General features: G+C 61.9%; 15 protein-coding genes. 5 read left to right on the top strand and 10 right to left on the bottom strand.

The window, feature by feature from the left end; genetic code table 11:
• Positions 1-49: 49 nt before the first annotated feature.
• Entirely contained in the window at positions 50-913 is an 864-nt protein-coding gene (locus J2Z75_RS07095; RefSeq protein ID WP_209849754.1) for a MurR/RpiR family transcriptional regulator, read from the bottom strand.
• A 333-nt stretch (positions 914-1,246) separates the two neighbouring features.
• Here J2Z75_RS07095 and J2Z75_RS07090 point away from each other — a divergent pair, with 333 nt between their 5' ends.
• Positions 1,247-2,074: a class II glutamine amidotransferase gene (locus J2Z75_RS07090; RefSeq protein ID WP_209849751.1), complete on the top strand. Its 828-nt coding sequence runs from the start codon at positions 1,247-1,249 to the stop codon at positions 2,072-2,074.
• On the opposite strand, the gene coaBC is transcribed toward J2Z75_RS07090, so the two are convergent.
• Together coaBC and J2Z75_RS07080 are read right to left on the bottom strand one after the other, a co-directional pair.
• Entirely contained in the window at positions 2,060-3,265 is a 1,206-nt protein-coding gene (coaBC, locus tag J2Z75_RS07085; RefSeq protein ID WP_209850665.1) for a bifunctional phosphopantothenoylcysteine decarboxylase/phosphopantothenate--cysteine ligase CoaBC, read from the bottom strand. The genes J2Z75_RS07090 and coaBC overlap by 15 nt on opposite strands.
• An 87-nt stretch (positions 3,266-3,352) precedes the next feature.
• Complete coding sequence (locus tag J2Z75_RS07080; protein ID WP_209849749.1) at positions 3,353-3,775, bottom strand: MerR family transcriptional regulator; 423 nt, start codon at positions 3,773-3,775, stop codon at positions 3,353-3,355.
• A gap of 84 nt (positions 3,776-3,859) precedes the next feature.
• Between J2Z75_RS07080 and J2Z75_RS07075 the strand changes: the two genes are divergently transcribed.
• Positions 3,860-6,130, top strand: coding sequence for a heavy metal translocating P-type ATPase (locus J2Z75_RS07075; RefSeq protein WP_209849747.1), 2,271 nt, complete (start codon positions 3,860-3,862; stop codon positions 6,128-6,130).
• 114 nt (positions 6,131-6,244) lie between these two features.
• On the opposite strand, the gene J2Z75_RS07070 is transcribed toward J2Z75_RS07075, so the two are convergent.
• From J2Z75_RS07070 to ubiE, 7 genes are all read right to left on the bottom strand, one after another.
• The gene (locus tag J2Z75_RS07070) at positions 6,245-6,712 is read right to left on the bottom strand and encodes a nucleoside deaminase (RefSeq protein ID WP_209849745.1); all 468 of its coding nucleotides are present in this window, start codon (positions 6,710-6,712) and stop codon (positions 6,245-6,247) included.
• A gap of 88 nt (positions 6,713-6,800) precedes the next feature.
• Positions 6,801-8,747, bottom strand: coding sequence for a MacB family efflux pump subunit (locus tag J2Z75_RS07065; RefSeq protein WP_209849743.1), 1,947 nt, complete (start codon positions 8,745-8,747; stop codon positions 6,801-6,803).
• Positions 8,748-8,757: 10 nt separating this feature from the next.
• Positions 8,758-10,011: an efflux RND transporter periplasmic adaptor subunit gene (locus J2Z75_RS07060; RefSeq protein ID WP_209849741.1), complete on the bottom strand. Its 1,254-nt coding sequence runs from the start codon at positions 10,009-10,011 to the stop codon at positions 8,758-8,760.
• Positions 10,012-10,235: 224 nt separating this feature from the next.
• Positions 10,236-10,484, bottom strand: coding sequence for a hypothetical protein (locus J2Z75_RS07055; protein WP_209849739.1), 249 nt, complete (start codon positions 10,482-10,484; stop codon positions 10,236-10,238).
• Positions 10,485-10,546: 62 nt separating this feature from the next.
• Positions 10,547-11,119: a GNAT family N-acetyltransferase gene (locus J2Z75_RS07050; RefSeq protein ID WP_209849737.1), complete on the bottom strand. Its 573-nt coding sequence runs from the start codon at positions 11,117-11,119 to the stop codon at positions 10,547-10,549.
• 195 nt (positions 11,120-11,314) lie between these two features.
• Positions 11,315-12,889 (bottom strand): 2-polyprenylphenol 6-hydroxylase, encoded by a 1,575-nt coding sequence (gene ubiB / locus J2Z75_RS07045; protein WP_209849735.1) that lies wholly within the window; start codon positions 12,887-12,889, stop codon positions 11,315-11,317.
• Positions 12,890-12,951: 62 nt separating this feature from the next.
• A complete protein-coding gene (ubiE, locus tag J2Z75_RS07040; RefSeq protein ID WP_209850662.1) occupies positions 12,952-13,728 on the bottom strand; it encodes a bifunctional demethylmenaquinone methyltransferase/2-methoxy-6-polyprenyl-1,4-benzoquinol methylase UbiE in 777 nt (258 codons plus the stop codon).
• A gap of 185 nt (positions 13,729-13,913) precedes the next feature.
• Between ubiE and mutM the strand changes: the two genes are divergently transcribed.
• The 3 genes from mutM to dnaA all read left to right on the top strand — a co-directional run bounded on the left by mutM (position 13,914) and on the right by dnaA (position 17,805).
• Positions 13,914-14,804 carry a bifunctional DNA-formamidopyrimidine glycosylase/DNA-(apurinic or apyrimidinic site) lyase gene (mutM, locus tag J2Z75_RS07035; protein ID WP_209849733.1) on the top strand — a complete coding sequence of 297 codons (891 nt, stop codon included), beginning with the start codon at positions 13,914-13,916 and terminating at the stop codon, positions 14,802-14,804.
• Between the two features lie 203 nt (positions 14,805-15,007).
• Positions 15,008-15,274 (top strand): 30S ribosomal protein S20, encoded by a 267-nt coding sequence (gene rpsT, locus J2Z75_RS07030; RefSeq protein WP_209849731.1) that lies wholly within the window; start codon positions 15,008-15,010, stop codon positions 15,272-15,274.
• Positions 15,275-16,353: 1,079 nt separating this feature from the next.
• Positions 16,354-17,805, top strand: coding sequence for a chromosomal replication initiator protein DnaA (gene dnaA / locus J2Z75_RS07025; RefSeq protein ID WP_234937235.1), 1,452 nt, complete (start codon positions 16,354-16,356; stop codon positions 17,803-17,805).
• The last annotated feature ends 70 nt before the right edge of the window (positions 17,806-17,875 follow it).

Raw genomic sequence — 17,875 nt, 5'->3', positions numbered from 1 at the left:
TATCGTTTTTATGAAACATAAATTCCGACTGATAGTCAATATAGAATTTTCATTCCATTGCCTGTTCTTCCGCGATCCGTCGCCGTTTTTCGGCCACGGCCACGGTCAATGCCATGGCGAAGGCCATGCTGGCAGACAGCGAGCGAAACCCCGCATGATCGGCCTCGACAAGCTCAAACCAGACCTTCGAGGATTCCGCCAGGGGGGAAAATGCCGAATCGGTCAACGACACGACAGGTACTTTGCGGCTGGCGAGCAACTTTGCCTGATTGACGCTTTCGGACGCATAGGGCGAGAAGCTGACGGCGAATGCCGCGTCCTTCGAACCTGCCATCGCCAGTATATCATCGTCAATACCGGCTGCCGTGCCGACCATCTGGTATCTGACCTTCAACTTGCCGAAGGCATAAGCCATGTAGCCGGAGATCGGATAGGAGCGGCGCTTGGCAACGAGATAGATCGTTTCCGCGTCGGCAAGGATATTGACGGCGCGCTCGAAGGCTTCCGGTTCGACAGAACTGGCGATATTATCGAGCGAGCGATGGGCGGCAGCCACGAAGCCGTTGAAGATCGAGCCGCTCTCCAGCTTGCTGTGGTCGTTGCCGCTCAGCGCACGGAGCCGTTCGTCATACCCCGGCGTGCGTTCGCGCAGGCGGGCCCGGAAAATCTGCTGCAGGCTGGAAAAGCCCTCGAAACCGAAATGCTGGGCGAAGCGGACGAGCGTCGATGGCTGCACATCGGCCGACGTGGCGATGCTCGCCGCCGTGCCGAAGGCGATCTCGTCCGGATTGTCCAGCGCATAGGCCGCCACCTGGCGAAGGCGCTTGGGCAATTGCGCCTTGCGCTCCAGGATGATCGCCTTGAGGCCATCGAAATCCTGCGGAATAGCGGTGCTGTTTTCCGTTTCAGACATTTTAAGCGGGTCTCTTTTCTGCCTCTGCGGCATCTTCAAGACCTTATGCAAAGAAAGGGATGAAGAATAGAATATTCATTCCACGATTCCATTTTTCCCACCGTTTCACGATCTGCCCAACCGTCATCGATCCGTATGCATCCATTGAATATTCATGAGCCCTCGTTCCCACGGAAACAGATCGAACAATCAAAAACCGCTAGATTGACAGGCAAGATGTGGAAATGATCCTGTTCGTTAACGTATTTTTACCATGTTCGGCCGGATGATCGGTCCATATCATGGTTAACGAACCATCAAGGCGGGCCATCCCCGCGATCCGGAGTATCCTTCATGTGCCGCTGGGCAGCCTATCGCGGAGAGCCGCTTTATCTCGAGGAACTGGTGTCGTCTCCCGCGCACTCCCTGATCGAGCAATCCCATTGCGCCACCCGCGCCAAGACCGCGACCAACGGCGACGGCTTCGGCATCGCCTGGTACGGCGATCATCCGGAACCCGGCCGCTACCGCGACATTCTGCCCGCCTGGTCGGACTGCAATCTGAAGAGCATCGCGCGGCAGATTCGCTCACCACTGTTCCTCGCCCATGTGCGAGCGGCGACCGGCGGCGGCACGCGGCGCGACAATTGCCATCCTTTCGTGCACGGCCGCTGGTCCTTCATGCACAACGGCCAGATCGGCGACTTCGAGCACCTGCGCCGGCCGATGGAGGCGATGCTCGACAACGATCTCTATACGGCCCGCACCGGCTCAACCGACAGCGAGCTGCTGTTCCTGCTGGCGCTGCAGTTCGGCCTTGAGCAGGATCCGCTGGGTGCCATTGCCGAAACGCTGGCCTTCGTCGAACGGCTGGCCGAGCATCTGGAGCGCAAGGTTCTGGTGCGGTTTACCGCCGCACTTTCCGATGGCCATGACCTCTATGCTGTGCGCTACGCCTCCGACTGGAAGGCGCCGACGCTCTATGCGGCGCCAATGGGACCGAGCGGCGGTTACTGCCTCGTCTCCGAACCGCTCAACGACGACGACAATGCCTGGGTGGAAATTCCTGATGGAACCGCCGTCATCGTCGGCGAAAACGGCGTCGATGTGCGCCTGTTCGGAACGGCAGGTGCCGCCCCCGACACGTCCCGGATGGGCCGGGTGGCGTCAGGGAAAATGTGATGCAATGAGCCGGGCGAGCCGTTCGGCCACCGCCTGCTTGTCCATGTCCGGCCAGTCTTCGTCGCCTGATTTGCCGATCACCTTCACGGTATTGCGATCTCCGCCCATGATGCCGGTATGGGGCGAAACGTCGTTGGCAATGATGTAGTCGGCCCCCTTCCGCTCCAGCTTCGAACGGCCGTTTTCGGCGACATCCTGCGTTTCGGCCGCGAAGCCGACAACCAGTTTCGGACGTTTAGGGTGATGACCGACGGTCTTCAGGATGTCCGGGTTTTCGGTGAGCAGCAGCGGCGGCGGGGCTTCACCGGGCTTTTTCTTGATCTTGTTGCCGGAAGCGCTGGCCACGCGCCAGTCGGCGACGGCCGCGACCATGACGGCAATATCGGCGGGCAGCGCTGCCAGGACGGCATCGCGCATCTCCTCCGCCCGCTCGACGCGGACGACCGTGACGCCTTTCGGGTCCGGGATCGTCACAGGGCCGGAGACCAGCGTCACATCGGCACCCAGCCAGGCAAGTTCGCCGGCGATGGCATGGCCCTGCTTTCCGGACGAGCGGTTGGCGATGTAGCGCACCGGGTCAATCGGCTCATGTGTCGGGCCGGAGGTAACGATGGCTTTCCTGCCGGTCAATGGTTTCGGGCCTGTATCGAGGAGGGCTTCGACAGCGGCCGCGATCTCCAGCGGTTCGGCCATGCGGCCTTCGCCCTTCTCGCCGCTTTCGGCCATTTCACCCGAGGCAGGTCCGATGAAGCGGATACCATCGGCCAAAAGCGTCGCGTGGTTGCGGCGGGTGGCGGGGTGCGACCACATCTTCGGGTTCATGGCAGGCGCGACAAGCACCGGCTTGTCCGTCGCCAGCAGGATGGTCGAGGCCAGATCGTCGGCAAGGCCGTTCGCCATCTTCGCCATCAGGTCGGCGGTGGCGGGAGCGATTACGACGAGGTCACAATCACGGGCAAGCCGGATATGACCGACATCCTGCTCGTCCTCGCGGGAAAACAGCTCGGTGAAAACCTTGTCCGCGGCCAGCGCGCCGACGGCAAGCGGCGTGACGAAAGCCTGCGCGCCCGCGGTCATCACCGGCCGCACGGACGCACCGCGCTCGCGCAGGCGGCGGATGAGATCGAGGCTCTTGTAAGCCGCGATACCGCCGGAGATGATGAGGAGGATGCGTTTTCCCTGAAGCGTCATGACGGTCCGTCTTTTATGTGTCTTCATGCGCGACGACCGTAGCCGAGAGGCATGTCGCGCGCAATCGGCCGCGATCCGGCGCCCATATCAGTGACTGTGATGCTTGCACTCGGCATGATCGGCAAGCACCTCGATCACCCGGCATTGATCCACCCGGCCATGGCCGCAGCCCTCCACCATCATTTCCAGCTCGGCCTTCAGCGCCATCAGGCTGCGGATACGCTGCTCGACCTCGACGAGCCGGGCCTTGGCGATGGCATCGGCGGAAGCGCAGGGCTGCAGCGGATTGTCCTGGAGGCTGAGAAGCGTGCGGATCGCCTCGACCTCGAAGCCGAGTTCACGGGCATGGCGGATGAAGGTGAGACGGCTGAGATCCGATTGTTCATAGGCGCGCTGATTGCCCTCGCTGCGGCTGGGCTCCCGAAGCAGGCCGATGCCTTCATAATAGCGGATCGTCGGCACCTTGACGCCGCTTTGGCGGGCTGCCTCGCCGATGGTGATCTTTTTCATGAATTTTCCTCTTGCACCTCTAGTCGCTAGAGGATGTAGGAAAGATGCCAGGGTTTGACAAGCAAGCATACAGGGACGCGAATCATGGCAGAGGCGACACAGACACGGTACCGGGTGGAGGGCATGGATTGCGCCTCCTGCGCGGCCAAGATCGACACGGCCGTCCGGCGCATGCCTGGCGTCAAGGACGTTTCGGTGTCAGTGACCGCCGGCACCATGACGGTCAATCATGACGATGCGAGCGACCTTGCCGCCATCGCCAAGAAGGTGACCGGGCTTGGCTATTCGGTCGCGCAGCTGGCGGGCAAGGCCGCGGCAACGGTCGCCGAGGACAAGCATGCGGGATGCGGCCATGATCACAGCACAGACGGCCATGCACATGCGGATCACGACCATGCGGGACATGACCATGCCCGACATGACGACGTCAAACAGACCGGGGCGGCCGAAATCGAAGGGTTGCACGGACACGACCATGGCCCGGCGACCGGCCCCTGGTGGGCGAGCAAAAAGGGCAAGCTGACCATCCTGTCGGGTGCAGCGCTTGTCGTCGCCTATGCGATCGGCCATCTCGTGCCGTCGATCGCGTCCTATATCTTCATCGCCGCCATGCTGATCGGCCTCGTACCGATCGCGCGGCGCGCTGTCATGGCCGCCATGGCGGGCACACCGTTTTCGATCGAAATGCTGATGACGATTGCCGCTATCGGCGCTGTCGTCATCAATGCCGGCGAAGAAGCGGCCGCCGTGGTTTTCCTCTTTCTTGTCGGCGAGCTTCTCGAAGGCGTGGCGGCCGGCAAGGCGCGACAGAGCATCCAGTCGCTGACGGCGCTGGTGCCGAAGGAGGCGCTGCTTGAGGTCGATGGGCAGACACGTTCGGTTCCGGCCGAAGGACTTGCCGTCGGCGCGATCATCCTTGTGCGCCCCGGTGATCGCGTATCCGCCGACGGGATCATTCTCTCCGGCGAAAGCGCCATCGACGAGGCACCGGTGACCGGCGAAAGCACGCCGGTGCGCAAGGGCATCGATGACAAGGTCTTTGCCGGCACGATCAACGGCGACGCGGCCCTGCGGGTGCGGGTGACCGCGGCCGCCGCCGACAACACCATTGCCCGCGTCGTCAAGCTGGTGGAGGAGGCGCAGGAATCCAAGGCGCCGACCGAACGCTTCATCGATCGGTTCTCGCGCTATTACACGCCGGGCGTTCTTGTCGTCGCAGCGCTTGTGGCCATCATCCCGCCATTGCTGCTTGGCGGCGCCTGGGGCGAATGGGTCTACAAGGGGCTTGCCATCCTGCTGATCGGCTGCCCCTGCGCCCTCGTCATCTCGACACCCGCGGCGATTGCCGCTTCGCTTTCGGCAGGAGCACGGCGGGGCCTGCTGCTCAAGGGCGGTGCGGTGCTGGAGATGCTGGGCACGATCACCGCCGTGGCGCTGGACAAGACGGGCACATTGACCGAGGGCAAGCCGAAGGTCACCGACATCATCGGCTTTCATCATCCGGAAGCGGATGTGCTGACCTTCGCGGCGGCGCTTGAAACGGGATCGAGCCATCCGCTGGCCAAGGCGATCCTCGACCGGGCAGCGGCGGACCAGGTGTCCATCCCGGTGGCATCCGACGCAAAGGCACTGGGCGGCAAGGGCGTGACGGCGACCGTGGACGGCAAGGCAATCTTCCTCGGCTCGCCGCAGGCAGCCGGAGACCGAGTGGCGCTGTCGGCAGAGCAGACCGCGCAGATCACAGCGCTCAACGACGAAGGCAAGACCGTATCCGTGCTGATCATCGGCGAGGCACTGGCGGGCGCCATTGCCATGCGCGACGAGCCGCGCGCGGACGCGAAATCCGGGTTGAAGGCGCTGACGGATGCCGGCATCCGAATCGTTATGCTGACCGGCGACAACAAACGCACAGCAACCGCGATCGGCAAGCAGCTCGGCATCGAGGTACGGGCAGAGCTGATGCCGGAAGACAAGCAGCGGATCGTCGGTGAACTGAAACGGCAGGGCCTGATCGTCGCCAAGGTCGGCGACGGGATCAACGATGCACCGGCGCTGGCGACAGCCGATATCGGCATCGCCATGGGCGGCGGCACCGACGTGGCGCTCGAAACCGCCGATGCCGCCGTGCTTCACGGACGGGTGGGCGACGTCGCCCAGATGATCGACCTGTCCAAGCGCACCATGGGCAATATCCGCCAGAACATCACCATCGCGCTGGGGCTCAAGGCCGTGTTCCTGGTGACGACGATTGCCGGGATTACCGGGCTCTGGCCGGCGATCCTTGCCGATACGGGTGCGACGGTGCTGGTGACGATCAACGCGCTGAGGCTGCTGGCGCCGGTGCGGAATGCGTGAGTTGTTTTGGGGGCTCATCGCCACGCCCCTCATCCGCCCTGTCGGGCACCTTCCCCCCGTCATGACGGGGAGAAGGACCAAGCCGCAAACTCTGTCGTCCCCTCTCCCCGCGGATTACCCCTCCTGCATCTCCCTCCACAGGTCATAAAGATCGGCCTCCCCCTCCGGTCGCACCGGGTGATAGGCAAAGCTCATCTGCTGTTCGGCCAAGGGTTTTCTGAGGTCGTCGTAGAGCCCAGCTGAAGTCAGCCCGTAGGGTGCACCGTCCTCGTTGGAATACGCGTAGAAAATATCGGTGATGCCGGCAATACGCATGGCGGCAAGGCACATCGGGCATGGGTGGCCGCTGGCATACATGGTGGCGCCCTTCAGGATGGGCGAATGGCGCTTGATGGCCGCCGCGCGCACGGCGAGCAGTTCGGCGTGGGATGTCGGGTCATGCGTTTCGACCAAGCCGTTGACGCCGTGGGCGACAACCTCGCCATCCATGACCAGCACGGCACCAAACGGGCGTCCGCCTCTGCGGACATTCTCGCGGGCAAGCGCGATGGCCTCGGTCATGAAACGATCTGCATCCGACATTGGGCTCCCTCCTGTTTCACCTGCATCAGTGGAAACGATCAGGGGAGCGGCGTCAACCATGACAGATGCATCGCGTGTAACTGCCGGGTCAGGTCGAGGCCAGCGCCACGGCCGGTTGCAGGCGCGAGGCATTGTAAGCCGGCAGGTAGCCGAAGACGAGCCCGGTCAAAAAGGCGCTGCCGAAGGCGAGGATGACAGGCCCTGGCGCAAAACTGACGGCGACGCCGAAGGCCTGCGCGATCGCGCCGATGCTGAGACCCAGTCCGACACCGATCAGCCCGCCGAGCGCGGAGACGACCAGCGCTTCGACGATGAACTGGGTGAGGATATCGCGGCCCCGCGCGCCCGTTGCCATGCGGATGCCGATCTCGCGGGTGCGCTCGGTGACGGAGACGAGCATGATGTTCATTACGCCGATACCGCCGACCAGCAGCGAGATCGCGGCAATGGAACCGAGGAAAATCTTCAGGATGTTGGAGGTTTCGGTAAACGTCTCGCGGATCGCGGCGAGATTGGTGATCTGCGTGTCCTGCCGCTTGTGCCGCTCGTCGAGCAGCGCCTGGATCTGGTCCTGGGTGACGTTGATGGCGCTGTCGTCCTTCACCTGCACGGTAATGGAGCGCACATTTTTCGCGCCAAAGAGGCGCAGGTTGCCCGTGGAGAGCGGCACCAGAACCGTGTCGTCCTGATCGTTGCCGCCGGCGGTCGCGCCCTTCTTCGACATGACGCCGATCACCTGAAAGGGGATGTTCTTGATGAGAATATACTGGCCAAGCGGATCGGCGCCGTCGGGAAACAGCGTATCGGCAACCGTGCGGCCCAGCACGGCAACGGTCGCATAAGCGTCCATGTCCGACTTTTCGAGGAAGGCGCCATCCTCGATCGTCCAGGATTTCGCCTCGGGAAACTGCGGCACCGTGCCGTTGACGGTTGTCTGCGTATCGAGATTGCCGGCACGCACGGTAAGCGAACTGGACATTTCGGGAACCGCGAAACTGATGTTCGGCAGGTCGAGAATGGCATCGGCATCGGACGGGATCAGCGAGACGATGCTGCCTCCTTCGCCGCCGCGGAAATTGGCCATATTGGGCCGGACCACCAGCAGATTGGAGCCCATGGCAGCGATGCGGCTCAGCACCGAATCCTGTGCGCCGGTGCCGATGGCCAGCATCGCGACGACCGAGCTGACGCCGATGACGATGCCGAGCAGCGTCAGGATGGTGCGGAACAGATTGGCGCGCAAGGCCCGGAACGACATGCGCACCGCCTCGGCCACATCGGTCACGATAGCAGCCTTGCCGGCGACCCTTGCAGCGAGCGTCGGCTTGCTGCGGCCGATACGCCTGACATTGCCGGGGATACGGTCGGCGACGATCAGGCCGTCGCTGATCTCGATGACACGATCGGCGGATTCGGCCAGTTCCGGCGCATGGGTGATGATAATGACGGTATGGCCCTCATCATTCATCTGACGCAGGGTCGCCATCACTTCCTTGCCGCTCTGGCTGTCGAGCGCGCCGGTCGGCTCGTCGGCGAGGATGATCTGGCCGCCGTTCATCAGCGCGCGGGCGATAGAGACACGCTGCTGCTGGCCGCCGGAAAGCTGGTTGGGCAGATGATCGAGCCGGTCGCCAAGCCGCAGCGAGCGCAGCAAGGTCTCTGCCCGGTCACGCCGTTCTCGCGCCGGCATGCCGGCGTAGATGGCCGGGATCTCGACATTTTCCTGGGCCGTCGCGGTCGGCACGAGATTGTAGCTCTGGAAGACGAAGCCGAACATCTGGCGACGTCTGGCGGCCAGTTCGTCGGCGTTCAACCCCGACACGTCCTCGCCCTCCAGCAGATATTGCCCGCCGGTCGGCGTATCGAGGCAGCCAAGCAGATTCATCAGCGTCGACTTGCCGGAGCCGGAGGCACCGACGATGGCGACGAATTCGCCCGGCTGGATGTCGAGCGAGACGCCGCGCAGAACCTCGACCGCAACGTCGCCGTTGACGAAGGTCTTGCGGATATCCTTGAGAGAGATGAGCGCGGTCATGGAAGCGCCCCTAGAACATCGGCGGCGGCATGCCGCGGCGCGAATTGGAGCGGCTGGAAGACGCGGCCTTGTCCGCGGAGCCCGTTCCGACCACGACGGCATCGTTCTCGTCGAGACCCTTGGTGATCTCGACGCGGACGCGGTTGCGGATGCCGGTCTCGACCTTGCGGGTTTCTCGCGCGCCCGCTGCATTGACGACAGTGACTTCGCCGGACTTGCCCTCAGAGCCTGAACGAACGGCGGCGACGGGGATCGTCAGCACGTTTTCGGCCGACGATCGCACGAAGAAGACCTGCGCCGTCATGTTCATCATCAGGTTTCCGTCGGGATTGGGCACGTCGAACAGCGCATAGTAGAGAACGACGTTGTTTTCGGTCGAGGGCGTCGGCTGGATCTGGCGCAAGGTGCCGGGATAGCGCTTGCCGGGCTGGCCGAGCAGCGTGAAATAGGCGTTCATGCCGACCTTCAGCTTGCCGACATCGGCCTCCGACACCTCGGCCTCGACGGTCATGGTCGAGAGGTCGCCGATGGTGACGATGGTCGGCGCCGTCTGGTTGGCGTTCAGCGTCTGGCCTTCCTTGGCGGAGGTGTTGACGATCGTGCCGGTCATCGGCGCATAGATCTTGGTATAGCCGAGGCTGATGCGGGCATCCTTCAGCGTCGCCTGCTGCTTGCGGACCTGCGCCTTCAGCGCATCGACATTGGCTTCGGCCGTTGCCAGCGCCGCAACCGCTTCATCGAGCGCCGACTGGGCCGCGCTGTTGCCGGCGACAAGAGCACGCTGACGCGTCAGGTTAGCCCCGGACAGTACGACCTGCGCGGTCTTGTCGATCATCTGGGCCTGGAGATTGGCGAGTTCCGCCTCGGCGATCTCGATCTGCGTCTCGATCGAGGCGCTGTCGATCTCGGCGATCAGTTGGCCTTGCTTGACGCTGTCGCCGATCTCGACCTTGAGGCTTTTCAGCTGGCCGGACACCTGGGCGCCGACATCGACATCCTTGATGGGGCTAAGAAGCCCTGACGCCGTGACGCTGTTTTCGATATCGCCGCGCACCGGCATCTCGGTGACGACGGTCTCGGCGTTGCTTTGCTCGCCGTAGGTTGACCAGCCATACCAACCGGCGCCGATGGCCAGAAGCAGGGCCGGAAGGATGAGCCAGCGCTTGCGCGAGCGCGCGCGTTTTTCTGGCGCCACCACAGACTGCGCGGCGGGCAACGCGTCCTTCTCGATCACAGGGGCAATTTTCCGGGTGGCATCCGCCATTCAAGCATCTTTCAGATTAGTTCGGATATGGGACTTACAATTCCCGTGCTAGCTATGTCGAAACTACGCCTTATTGAAGTCCAACAGCATGAAATCTTTGTAATGTTTCCTGTTTTTCGTTTCACAGCGTTTCCACCATGGCTGCCTTGCGCTGCACGGCAAACATAAAAAACCGGCGGGAGACCGCCGGTTTTCGTCAGTGGCTGCTCTCCGGGGAGGCCGGATCAGTTGCAGACCCTGATGCGCTTGACGACCAGATTGCCGTAATAGTCATATTTGCGGATCTTCTTGATCCAGCAATGGGGCTCGTAGTAGCTCCGCTTGTAGTGGCGCTTATGGCCGTAATAGTGATCGACGTTGTCGTAGCCGCCGCCGTAATAGCCACCGCCATAGTAGCCGCCAGCTACGGACGGGGCTGCGAAAGAAAGGGCCGCGCCAGCGGCAACGATGGAAGCGATGATCAATTTGCGCATGGTGGTCTCTCCTCAAGTGATTGGCTGGATGAGCCCGCCTCATCCTTGAGAAGAAGAATACCTCAATCACGGGGGGTCGCAGTTCCAAAAGGAACAGGGTCCGCCAGTATTTTCCGGATTCGGGCCATGGCCAAAACATCCGCAAACTTTCCGTCCCGAAAGGCATATGCATGATGGATGCCTTCGGCCTCAAAGCCAGCCGCCTGGTAAAGTGCGATGGCCGCCGCATTGTCGGTAAAGACCGTCAGTTCGATGCGCACTATGTTCAGCCATTTGTCGGCGGCATCGATGAGCTCAGACAGCAGGGCTTTACCGATACCCTGCCGGTGATGGGCGTCATGGACGCTCATGCCGAGCATCGCTGCGTGATGACGCCGCCCCGCCTGGCGATGGAGCCCGGCTGCTCCCAGAATGACGCCGTCCCTTTCCGCGACCAGTTGAAGTCCTCCCTCTGACGGCTTCTCCAACCACGAGAGGACCTCCTCCGGACGCGTATGAGGCATGCGCAACGTTCCCCGCCGCACTTGCGGCTGGTTCATCACGGCGGCGATCTGCTCATGATCGCCGGGGCGCGACGCCCGGATATGCAGGGCATTTTTCAAGGCGGGCGGTGGCGGGCTTTCCGATTGCTTCATGACGATCCTCGTCTTTAGATGCGAGGAGGTAAGAAGCTTGCGACCCTACCTGCCTCGGCAGGGTCCACAGGATGAAAGCGCTTTTAGCCCAGCACCAACCCCGCGCACCCCGAAGGGTCCGTGCAGGTCATGGTAAGGGTCTTTGCTACGCTGTTCATGCGGAGAAGTTTAGCCAACACGTCCGCAAAGGCAAGATCAAAAAACCCGCCAGGCGATGTAGACAAGTGTCAGCGCGATGACCCAGAGCGCTACACGGCCCGAGCGGCTGTGGCGGGCTTCCGAGCGGCCGATGGCTTCGGCAGTCTGCGCGTCGAAACGCAGGCCGTTTTCTGCCATGGCCGTGATCTCGCGGGAAAACCGCTCCGTTTTCGCAGCAATTTCCGGCGCCGCTTCTGCAAGCCTGACAGCCGCGTGAAGCCCTTCCCTGAGGTCCCCCAGAATGCGCTTGGGACCGAGATTGTCGCGGATCCAGCCGCCAACCACCGGCTCGGAGGCCTTCCACATGTTGAAGCGCGGATTGAGCGTGCGGGCGACGCCTTCGACGACGACCATGGTCTTCTGCAGCATGACCAGTTCCGGCCGCGTTTCCATGTCGAAGAGCTGAGTCACCTCGAAGAGCAGCGTCAGCAGCTTGGCCATGGAGATGGTTTCGGCCGGCTGGCCGTGGATCGGCTCACCGATGGCGCGGATCGCCTGGGCGAAGCTTGCGACGTCATGGTGGCCGGGCACGTAACCGGCCTCGAAATGCACATCGGCGACGCGGCGGTAGTCGCGGGTGATGAAGCCATAGAGGATTTCGGCGAGGAACCGGCGCTCCTTCTTGCCGAGACGACCGACGATCCCAAAATCGACGGCGACGATCATGCCCTTCGGATCGACGAAGAGATTGCCCTGGTGCATGTCGGCATGGAAAAAGCCGTCGCGCAGGGTGTGGCGCAGGAAGGACTGGATCAACGTGTCCGCCAGCCCGTTGAGATCGTGACCGGCGCGGCGCAGGCCCTCGACATCCGACATCTTGGTGCCGTCGACCCACTCCATCGTCACGACGTCGCGGCCGGTCCGTTCCCAATCGACCTTCGGCACGCGGAAGCCCGGATCATCGGCGGCGTTCTCGCCCAACTCCGACAGGGCCGCTGCCTCGAGCCGCAGGTCCATCTCGATCTTGGTGGTCTGCTCCAGCGTCTTGGTCACTTCGACCGGGCGCAGACGGCGAGTATGGGGCAGGAAACGCTCCTGAAGCCCGGCCACCAGGAACATCGCTTCCAGATCATGGGCAAAACGCTGGCGCACGCCGGGGCGGATGACCTTGACCGCGACTTTTTCCTCGACGCCATCGCGCAGCACCATCGCCGGATGAACCTGGGCGATCGAGGCGGCGGCGATCGGCTCGCCGAAATGAGCATAAAGGTCGGCCACCGGACGGCCGAGCGAGCCTTCGACCGCGGCACGCGCCTCCTCCACCGGAAAGGTCGCCATCCGGTCCTGCAGGAAGGACAGATCCTGGGCGAAATCGGCGCCGACGACATCGGGACGGGTGGCGAGAAACTGGCCGATCTTCACATAGGACGGACCAAGCCGCTCGATGGCCCGGGCAAGCCGGTCGCTACGGTCTTCCTTTTTTGCACGACGGCGCGCGAAAAGGCCGGCGAAGGATTGCGCGGCCTTCGGCAGCGCCGGCAGGTTTTCCGACGGCAAGGCCGAGACCACGCCTTCGCGCACCAGCACCCAGCCGATCCGTACCAGGCGGGCATAAGCTCCGGGCGTGCTCATGACAACCTGCCGCCGCGCAGGGGCAGCGCCTCAGAGCACTTCACGAGAATGGGTATCATGCGTCAGATCTTCCAGCCGGAATGCAGCGCGGCAATGCCGGCAGTATAATTGGTAAAGGTGACACGCGAGAAGCCGGCCTTGGTGATCATCGCAGCGAAATCGCGCTGGTTGGGGAACTTGCGGATCGATTCCACCAGATACTGATAGGGCTCGGCATCGCCGGTGACCATCTTGCCGAACTTCGGGATCGCGTTGAACGACCAGGCATCGTAGACCTTGTCGAGCAGTGGCATCTCGACTTCCGAGAACTCAAGGACGAGCAGACGACCGCCGCGCTTCAGAACGCGATAGGCTTCGGCGAGCGCCACGTCGATGCGCGGCACGTTGCGGATGCCGAAGGCGATCGTATAGGCATCGAAGGAATTGGCCTCGAACGGCAGCTCCTCGGCATTGGCCTCGACGAAGGTGAGATTGGGCGAAAGACCCTTCTTTTCGGCGCGTTCGGCGCCGACCGCCAGCATCGAACCATTAATGTCAAGCACGGTTGCATGCGCCTTGCGGTCCGACGCCTCGACGATGCGGAAAGCAATATCACCGGTACCGCCTGCAACATCGAGAACCTTGTAGTCCTCGGAGCGGCGCGGATTGAGCGAAGCGATCATCGCGTCCTTCCAGGCCCGGTGCAGGCCCATGGACATGACATCGTTCATGATGTCGTAGCGCTTGGCGACCTTGTGGAAGACGTCGTTGACGAGCGCCTGCTTCTCGCCCTGGCCAACCTGGCGAAACCCGTAGGAGGTTTCCATGCCGCCATCGGCAGACGTGCGCTCACCAGTCATCAAGACATACTCCGTTCCATCGCTGTTGTACCGACCATAGCGAATTCGTTTCATCCACGCTATCTCTGCGGCAGATGGCGGCCTGCGGCATTCGCGCCCGTGGTTAAGACCGGCCTGCTATAGGATATGTGCGCGGCGAATGGAATTGCCAAATGACCCCGGACGATCGGGGCAAGGAGACGTGAATGCCGGAACTTCCCGAGGTGGAAACTGTCAGGCGGGGCCTGACACCTGCCATGGAGGGCGCGCTCTTGGTCCGCGCCGAGTTGCGCCGGCCGGACCTGCGCTTCCCCTTCCCTGCCGATTTCTCCACGCTGGTTTCCGGCCGGCGCATCATCTCGCTCGGGCGGCGGGCGAAATACCTTTTGATCGACCTTGAGGGTGGCGATGTCATTATCGCTCATCTCGGCATGTCCGGTTCTTTTCGAGTAGAAGATGGCACGGCACCGGAGACACCCGGAGATTTCCATCATCCGCGCGGTAAAAGCGAAAAGCACGACCATGTCGTTTTCCATCTGGAAGGCTTAAACGGCCCTGCCCGTGTCATCTACAACGACCCGCGCCGCTTCGGCTTCATGGACATCACCCGGCGCGATACGCTCGCCAGCCACGCCTTCTTCCGAGATCTCGGCGAGGAACCGACCGGCAACGTGCTCGATGCCGCCTATCTGGCCGCACGGTTCGCCGGCAAGGCGCAGCCGCTGAAGTCGGCGCTGCTCGACCAGAAGAACATTGCCGGGCTTGGCAATATCTACGTCTGCGAGGCGCTGTGGCGTTCCGGTCTGTCACCCCTGCGGGCCGCCGGCACGCTGGTGGATGCCAATGGAAAGCCCAGGCAGACACTGGCTCTCTTGACCGAGGCCATCCGCGCCGTGATCGCCGATGCCATCGCTGCCGGCGGGTCTTCGCTACGCGACCATATCCAGACGGACGGTACGCTTGGCTATTTCCAGCATTCGTTCTCGGTCTACGATCGCGAAGGCGAGCCTTGCCGGACACCGGGCTGCGGCGGTACCGTCACCCGTGTCGTTCAGGCAGGGCGCTCGACCTTCCACTGCCCGAAATGCCAGAAATAGCTTAGCCGACGAGGAAGTCCCGTGCGCCACGTTTTCAAAAATAGCGCGTTGACGCAGACGGTGTTTAAGGCTATATGCCGCCCACAGTTTGGAAAGCCGCTCCAAGGTTTTCCGATATTGCTCCCTACTTGCTTGGACGACAGGTCGCAGTGACCCGGCACGGCGGTTGAGAGTTTTTGTCAGATTTCGAAGAGAGACACCAAATGGCCAATACAACTTCGGCGAAAAAAGCGACCCGCAAGATCGCACGCCGCACGGAAGTCAACAAGTCCCGCCGTTCGCGCGTTCGCGGCTTCATCCGCAAGGTCGAAGAAGCCATCGCTTCGGGCGACCAGATCCTGGCCCAGGCAGCCCTGAAGGCTGCCCAGCCGGAACTGATGCGCGCTGCCACCAAGGGCGTGCTGCATGCCAATACGGCATCGCGCAAGGTGTCGCGTCTCGCGAACCGCGTAAAGTCGCTTTCGGCCTAAGCCGGCTTACTAAAATATCATCAATGAATTAGCCCGGTCCTGCGACCGGGCTTTTCCGATTCGGACTGAATCCCGATTGATGGTTAATCCTTGTGCAAGTTATTATGTCACGGCGGTGACAAAATATTTTAAATGAAATCAAATACTTGCAGGAGGATGCTCGGACCCGTCCACCTCCAGCCGGAGCCTGTTGAGGCGTATGGCGAGTCAAGGAATTTTTTATTTTATTTGTTTTTCGCCAGCTAACTTCCGGGCGAAAATTCAAAGCCCTTGATTCAAAAGCGATTCTCTTCCGCAAGCTGCCTGCCGATGCAGGACACGCTATGAGAGTCAACGCCCAGCGCTTCCCGAGTGTTAAAATTCGCGATTGATCTTGTGTCACGATCCTGCCTAAATGCCTCTCACAGAAGGCGCGGGACATACCTGTGGACAAGATGGAAAGGCCACCCTTCAACGGGCGGCGCAATTCCACTTAAACCTTCTGTACCGGGGTGGTTCCACAACGTTCCATCAATCAGTAAAGGCGTTTTCAGCCGTGCAACATTGTTTGCCCGGGGCGATGCCTTGCGACTTATGGTTGTATTGGATGAAGAGCCCGATATGCCGGACAACGCGCCGCGGCGGTTTCGCCGCGTTGCGCTACTAGCCGGAATGCGGATGAGGACGCAATCACGGCAACTGGCCTGCCCTTCTTGTAACGAGGGTTGGGAGGGCCAATGGACTGGGCGGACCGGACGAGGATACGAGGCCTTTCCGGACGCTGAAATGAAACTGTGCAAACGGGACATGCGTTTGGCGTTAGCCGAATGAATTTGCACAAAACCGGGCCGGAAGGGGAGGATGAGGGTTCCTCTTGGGGCACGGTGAACGTTTGAATTGGGCGGCATGCCTTTAAAAGGGCCGCACGAGACAAACATAAAGGCTGACGCCGGCAGCAATGGCGGCGTCGCGGAATGATATTGGAAGGCGGCAATATGCTTAATAATTCGGTGACGGCGGCGATTGTGTTCGAGAATGGGGAGAATGCACGCCAGATCGCTCAAAAGCAGTCTGACGTTACGGCGGGGGACAAGGGCGACATGATGCATAGCGCACTTTTCGAGCGGGTCAGTGCGCGTTTGAAAGCCCAGGTCGGCCCTGATGTTTTTGCCAGCTGGTTCGGCCGGCTGAAGCTTCACTCAGTCTCCAAGAGCGTTGTGCGGCTGTCTGTTCCCACGACGTTTCTGAAGTCGTGGATCAACAACCGTTACCTTGACCAGATCACCAACATCTTCCAGCAGGAGGATGCCGAGATATTGAAGGTGGAAATCCTGGTGCGCAGCGCAACGCGCAGTGTTCGACCCGGCCTTCAAGAGGACGCGCCCCAGGCAAACCACGGAGATACGGCGACGCTGTCGTCTTCGCGCCGGTCCGCGCCGCAGACCCTTGCCCATCATGCTGCCGCCACGGTCGGCAATCTTCAGAAGATGCAACCGGTCGCCGGACCGCTGTTCGGTTCGCCGCTGGATTCACGCTACACATTCGAGAGCTTCGTCGAGGGTTCTTCGAACCGCGTCGCGCTTGCGGCCGCCAAGACGATCGCCGAAGCCGGCGCCGGCGCCGTGCGCTTCAATCCGCTGTTCATCCATTCGACGGTCGGTCTCGGCAAGACACACCTGTTGCAGGCGATCGCCACTGCCGCGATCCAGAGCGCGCGGGCACCCCGCGTCGTCTATCTGACGGCGGAATATTTCATGTGGCGGTTCGCAACAGCCATTCGCGACAATGATGCGCTGTCCCTGAAGGAAACCCTGCGCAATATCGATCTCCTGGTCATCGACGACATGCAGTTTCTGCAGGGGAAATCGATCCAGCATGAATTCTGCCATCTTCTCAACATGCTGCTCGACAGCGCCAAGCAGGTCGTCGTTGCCGCCGACCGTGCGCCGTGGGAACTGGAATCGCTCGATCCGCGCGTCCGTTCGCGCCTTCAGGGCGGCGTTGCCATCGAGATGGAAGGCCCGGATTACGAGATGCGTCTCGAAATCCTCAAGCGCCGCCTCGAAGTCGCCCGCCTGGATGATGCTTCTCTCGATATTCCAGCCGCCATTCTCAGCCATGTCGCCCGCAACATCACGGCCAGCGGCCGCGAACTCGAAGGCGCCTTCAACCAGCTGCTCTTCCGTCTCTCGTTTGAACCGACGCTGTCGATCGAACGCGTCGACGAACTGCTCGGCCATCTGGTCAATGCCGGCGAGCCGCGCCGGGTGCGCATCGAGGACATCCAGCGTGTCGTTGCCAAGCACTATAACGTCTCGCGCCAGGAACTGGTGTCTAACCGCCGCACCCGCGTCATCGTCAAGCCGCGCCAGATCGCCATGTATCTGGCAAAGACGCTGACCCCCCGCTCCTTCCCGGAAATCGGCCGCCGTTTCGGCGGACGCGACCATACGACGGTGCTGCATGCCGTGCGCAAAATCGAGGATCTGATCACCGGCGATACCAAGCTGTCGCACGAGATCGAGCTGTTGAAGCGGCTGATCAACGAATAGTCGCAGGCTCGCAAAGCAGACGAGATTGCCGGGCTCTCTCTTCTCCCTCCTTGAGGGAGAAGAGATCACA

The organism is Rhizobium herbae, assembly GCF_017873135.1.
Lineage (GTDB): Bacteria > Pseudomonadota > Alphaproteobacteria > Rhizobiales > Rhizobiaceae > Pararhizobium > Pararhizobium herbae.
Note: the sequence above shows the minus strand (reverse complement) of the source record. Positions and strands in the feature narration are given on the sequence as shown.

Bases quoted from the DNA above. Each gene is read 5' to 3' on its own strand.
- J2Z75_RS07095 (WP_209849754.1), bottom strand. From the start codon at position 913: ATGTCTGAAACGGAAAACAGCACCGCTATTCCGCAGGATTTCGATGGC.
- J2Z75_RS07090 (WP_209849751.1), top strand. From the start codon at position 1,247: ATGTGCCGCTGGGCAGCCTATCGCGGAGAGCCGCTTTATCTCGAGGAA.
- coaBC (WP_209850665.1), bottom strand. From the start codon at position 3,265: ATGACGCTTCAGGGAAAACGCATCCTCCTCATCATCTCCGGCGGTATC.
- J2Z75_RS07080 (WP_209849749.1), bottom strand. From the start codon at position 3,775: ATGAAAAAGATCACCATCGGCGAGGCAGCCCGCCAAAGCGGCGTCAAG.
- J2Z75_RS07075 (WP_209849747.1), top strand. From the start codon at position 3,860: ATGGCAGAGGCGACACAGACACGGTACCGGGTGGAGGGCATGGATTGC.
- J2Z75_RS07070 (WP_209849745.1), bottom strand. From the start codon at position 6,712: ATGTCGGATGCAGATCGTTTCATGACCGAGGCCATCGCGCTTGCCCGC.
- J2Z75_RS07065 (WP_209849743.1), bottom strand. From the start codon at position 8,747: ATGACCGCGCTCATCTCTCTCAAGGATATCCGCAAGACCTTCGTCAAC.
- J2Z75_RS07060 (WP_209849741.1), bottom strand. From the start codon at position 10,011: ATGGCGGATGCCACCCGGAAAATTGCCCCTGTGATCGAGAAGGACGCG.
- J2Z75_RS07055 (WP_209849739.1), bottom strand. From the start codon at position 10,484: ATGCGCAAATTGATCATCGCTTCCATCGTTGCCGCTGGCGCGGCCCTT.
- J2Z75_RS07050 (WP_209849737.1), bottom strand. From the start codon at position 11,119: ATGAAGCAATCGGAAAGCCCGCCACCGCCCGCCTTGAAAAATGCCCTG.
- ubiB (WP_209849735.1), bottom strand. From the start codon at position 12,889: ATGAGCACGCCCGGAGCTTATGCCCGCCTGGTACGGATCGGCTGGGTG.
- ubiE (WP_209850662.1), bottom strand. From the start codon at position 13,728: ATGACTGGTGAGCGCACGTCTGCCGATGGCGGCATGGAAACCTCCTAC.
- mutM (WP_209849733.1), top strand. From the start codon at position 13,914: ATGCCGGAACTTCCCGAGGTGGAAACTGTCAGGCGGGGCCTGACACCT.
- rpsT (WP_209849731.1), top strand. From the start codon at position 15,008: ATGGCCAATACAACTTCGGCGAAAAAAGCGACCCGCAAGATCGCACGC.
- dnaA (WP_234937235.1), top strand. From the start codon at position 16,354: ATGATGCATAGCGCACTTTTCGAGCGGGTCAGTGCGCGTTTGAAAGCC.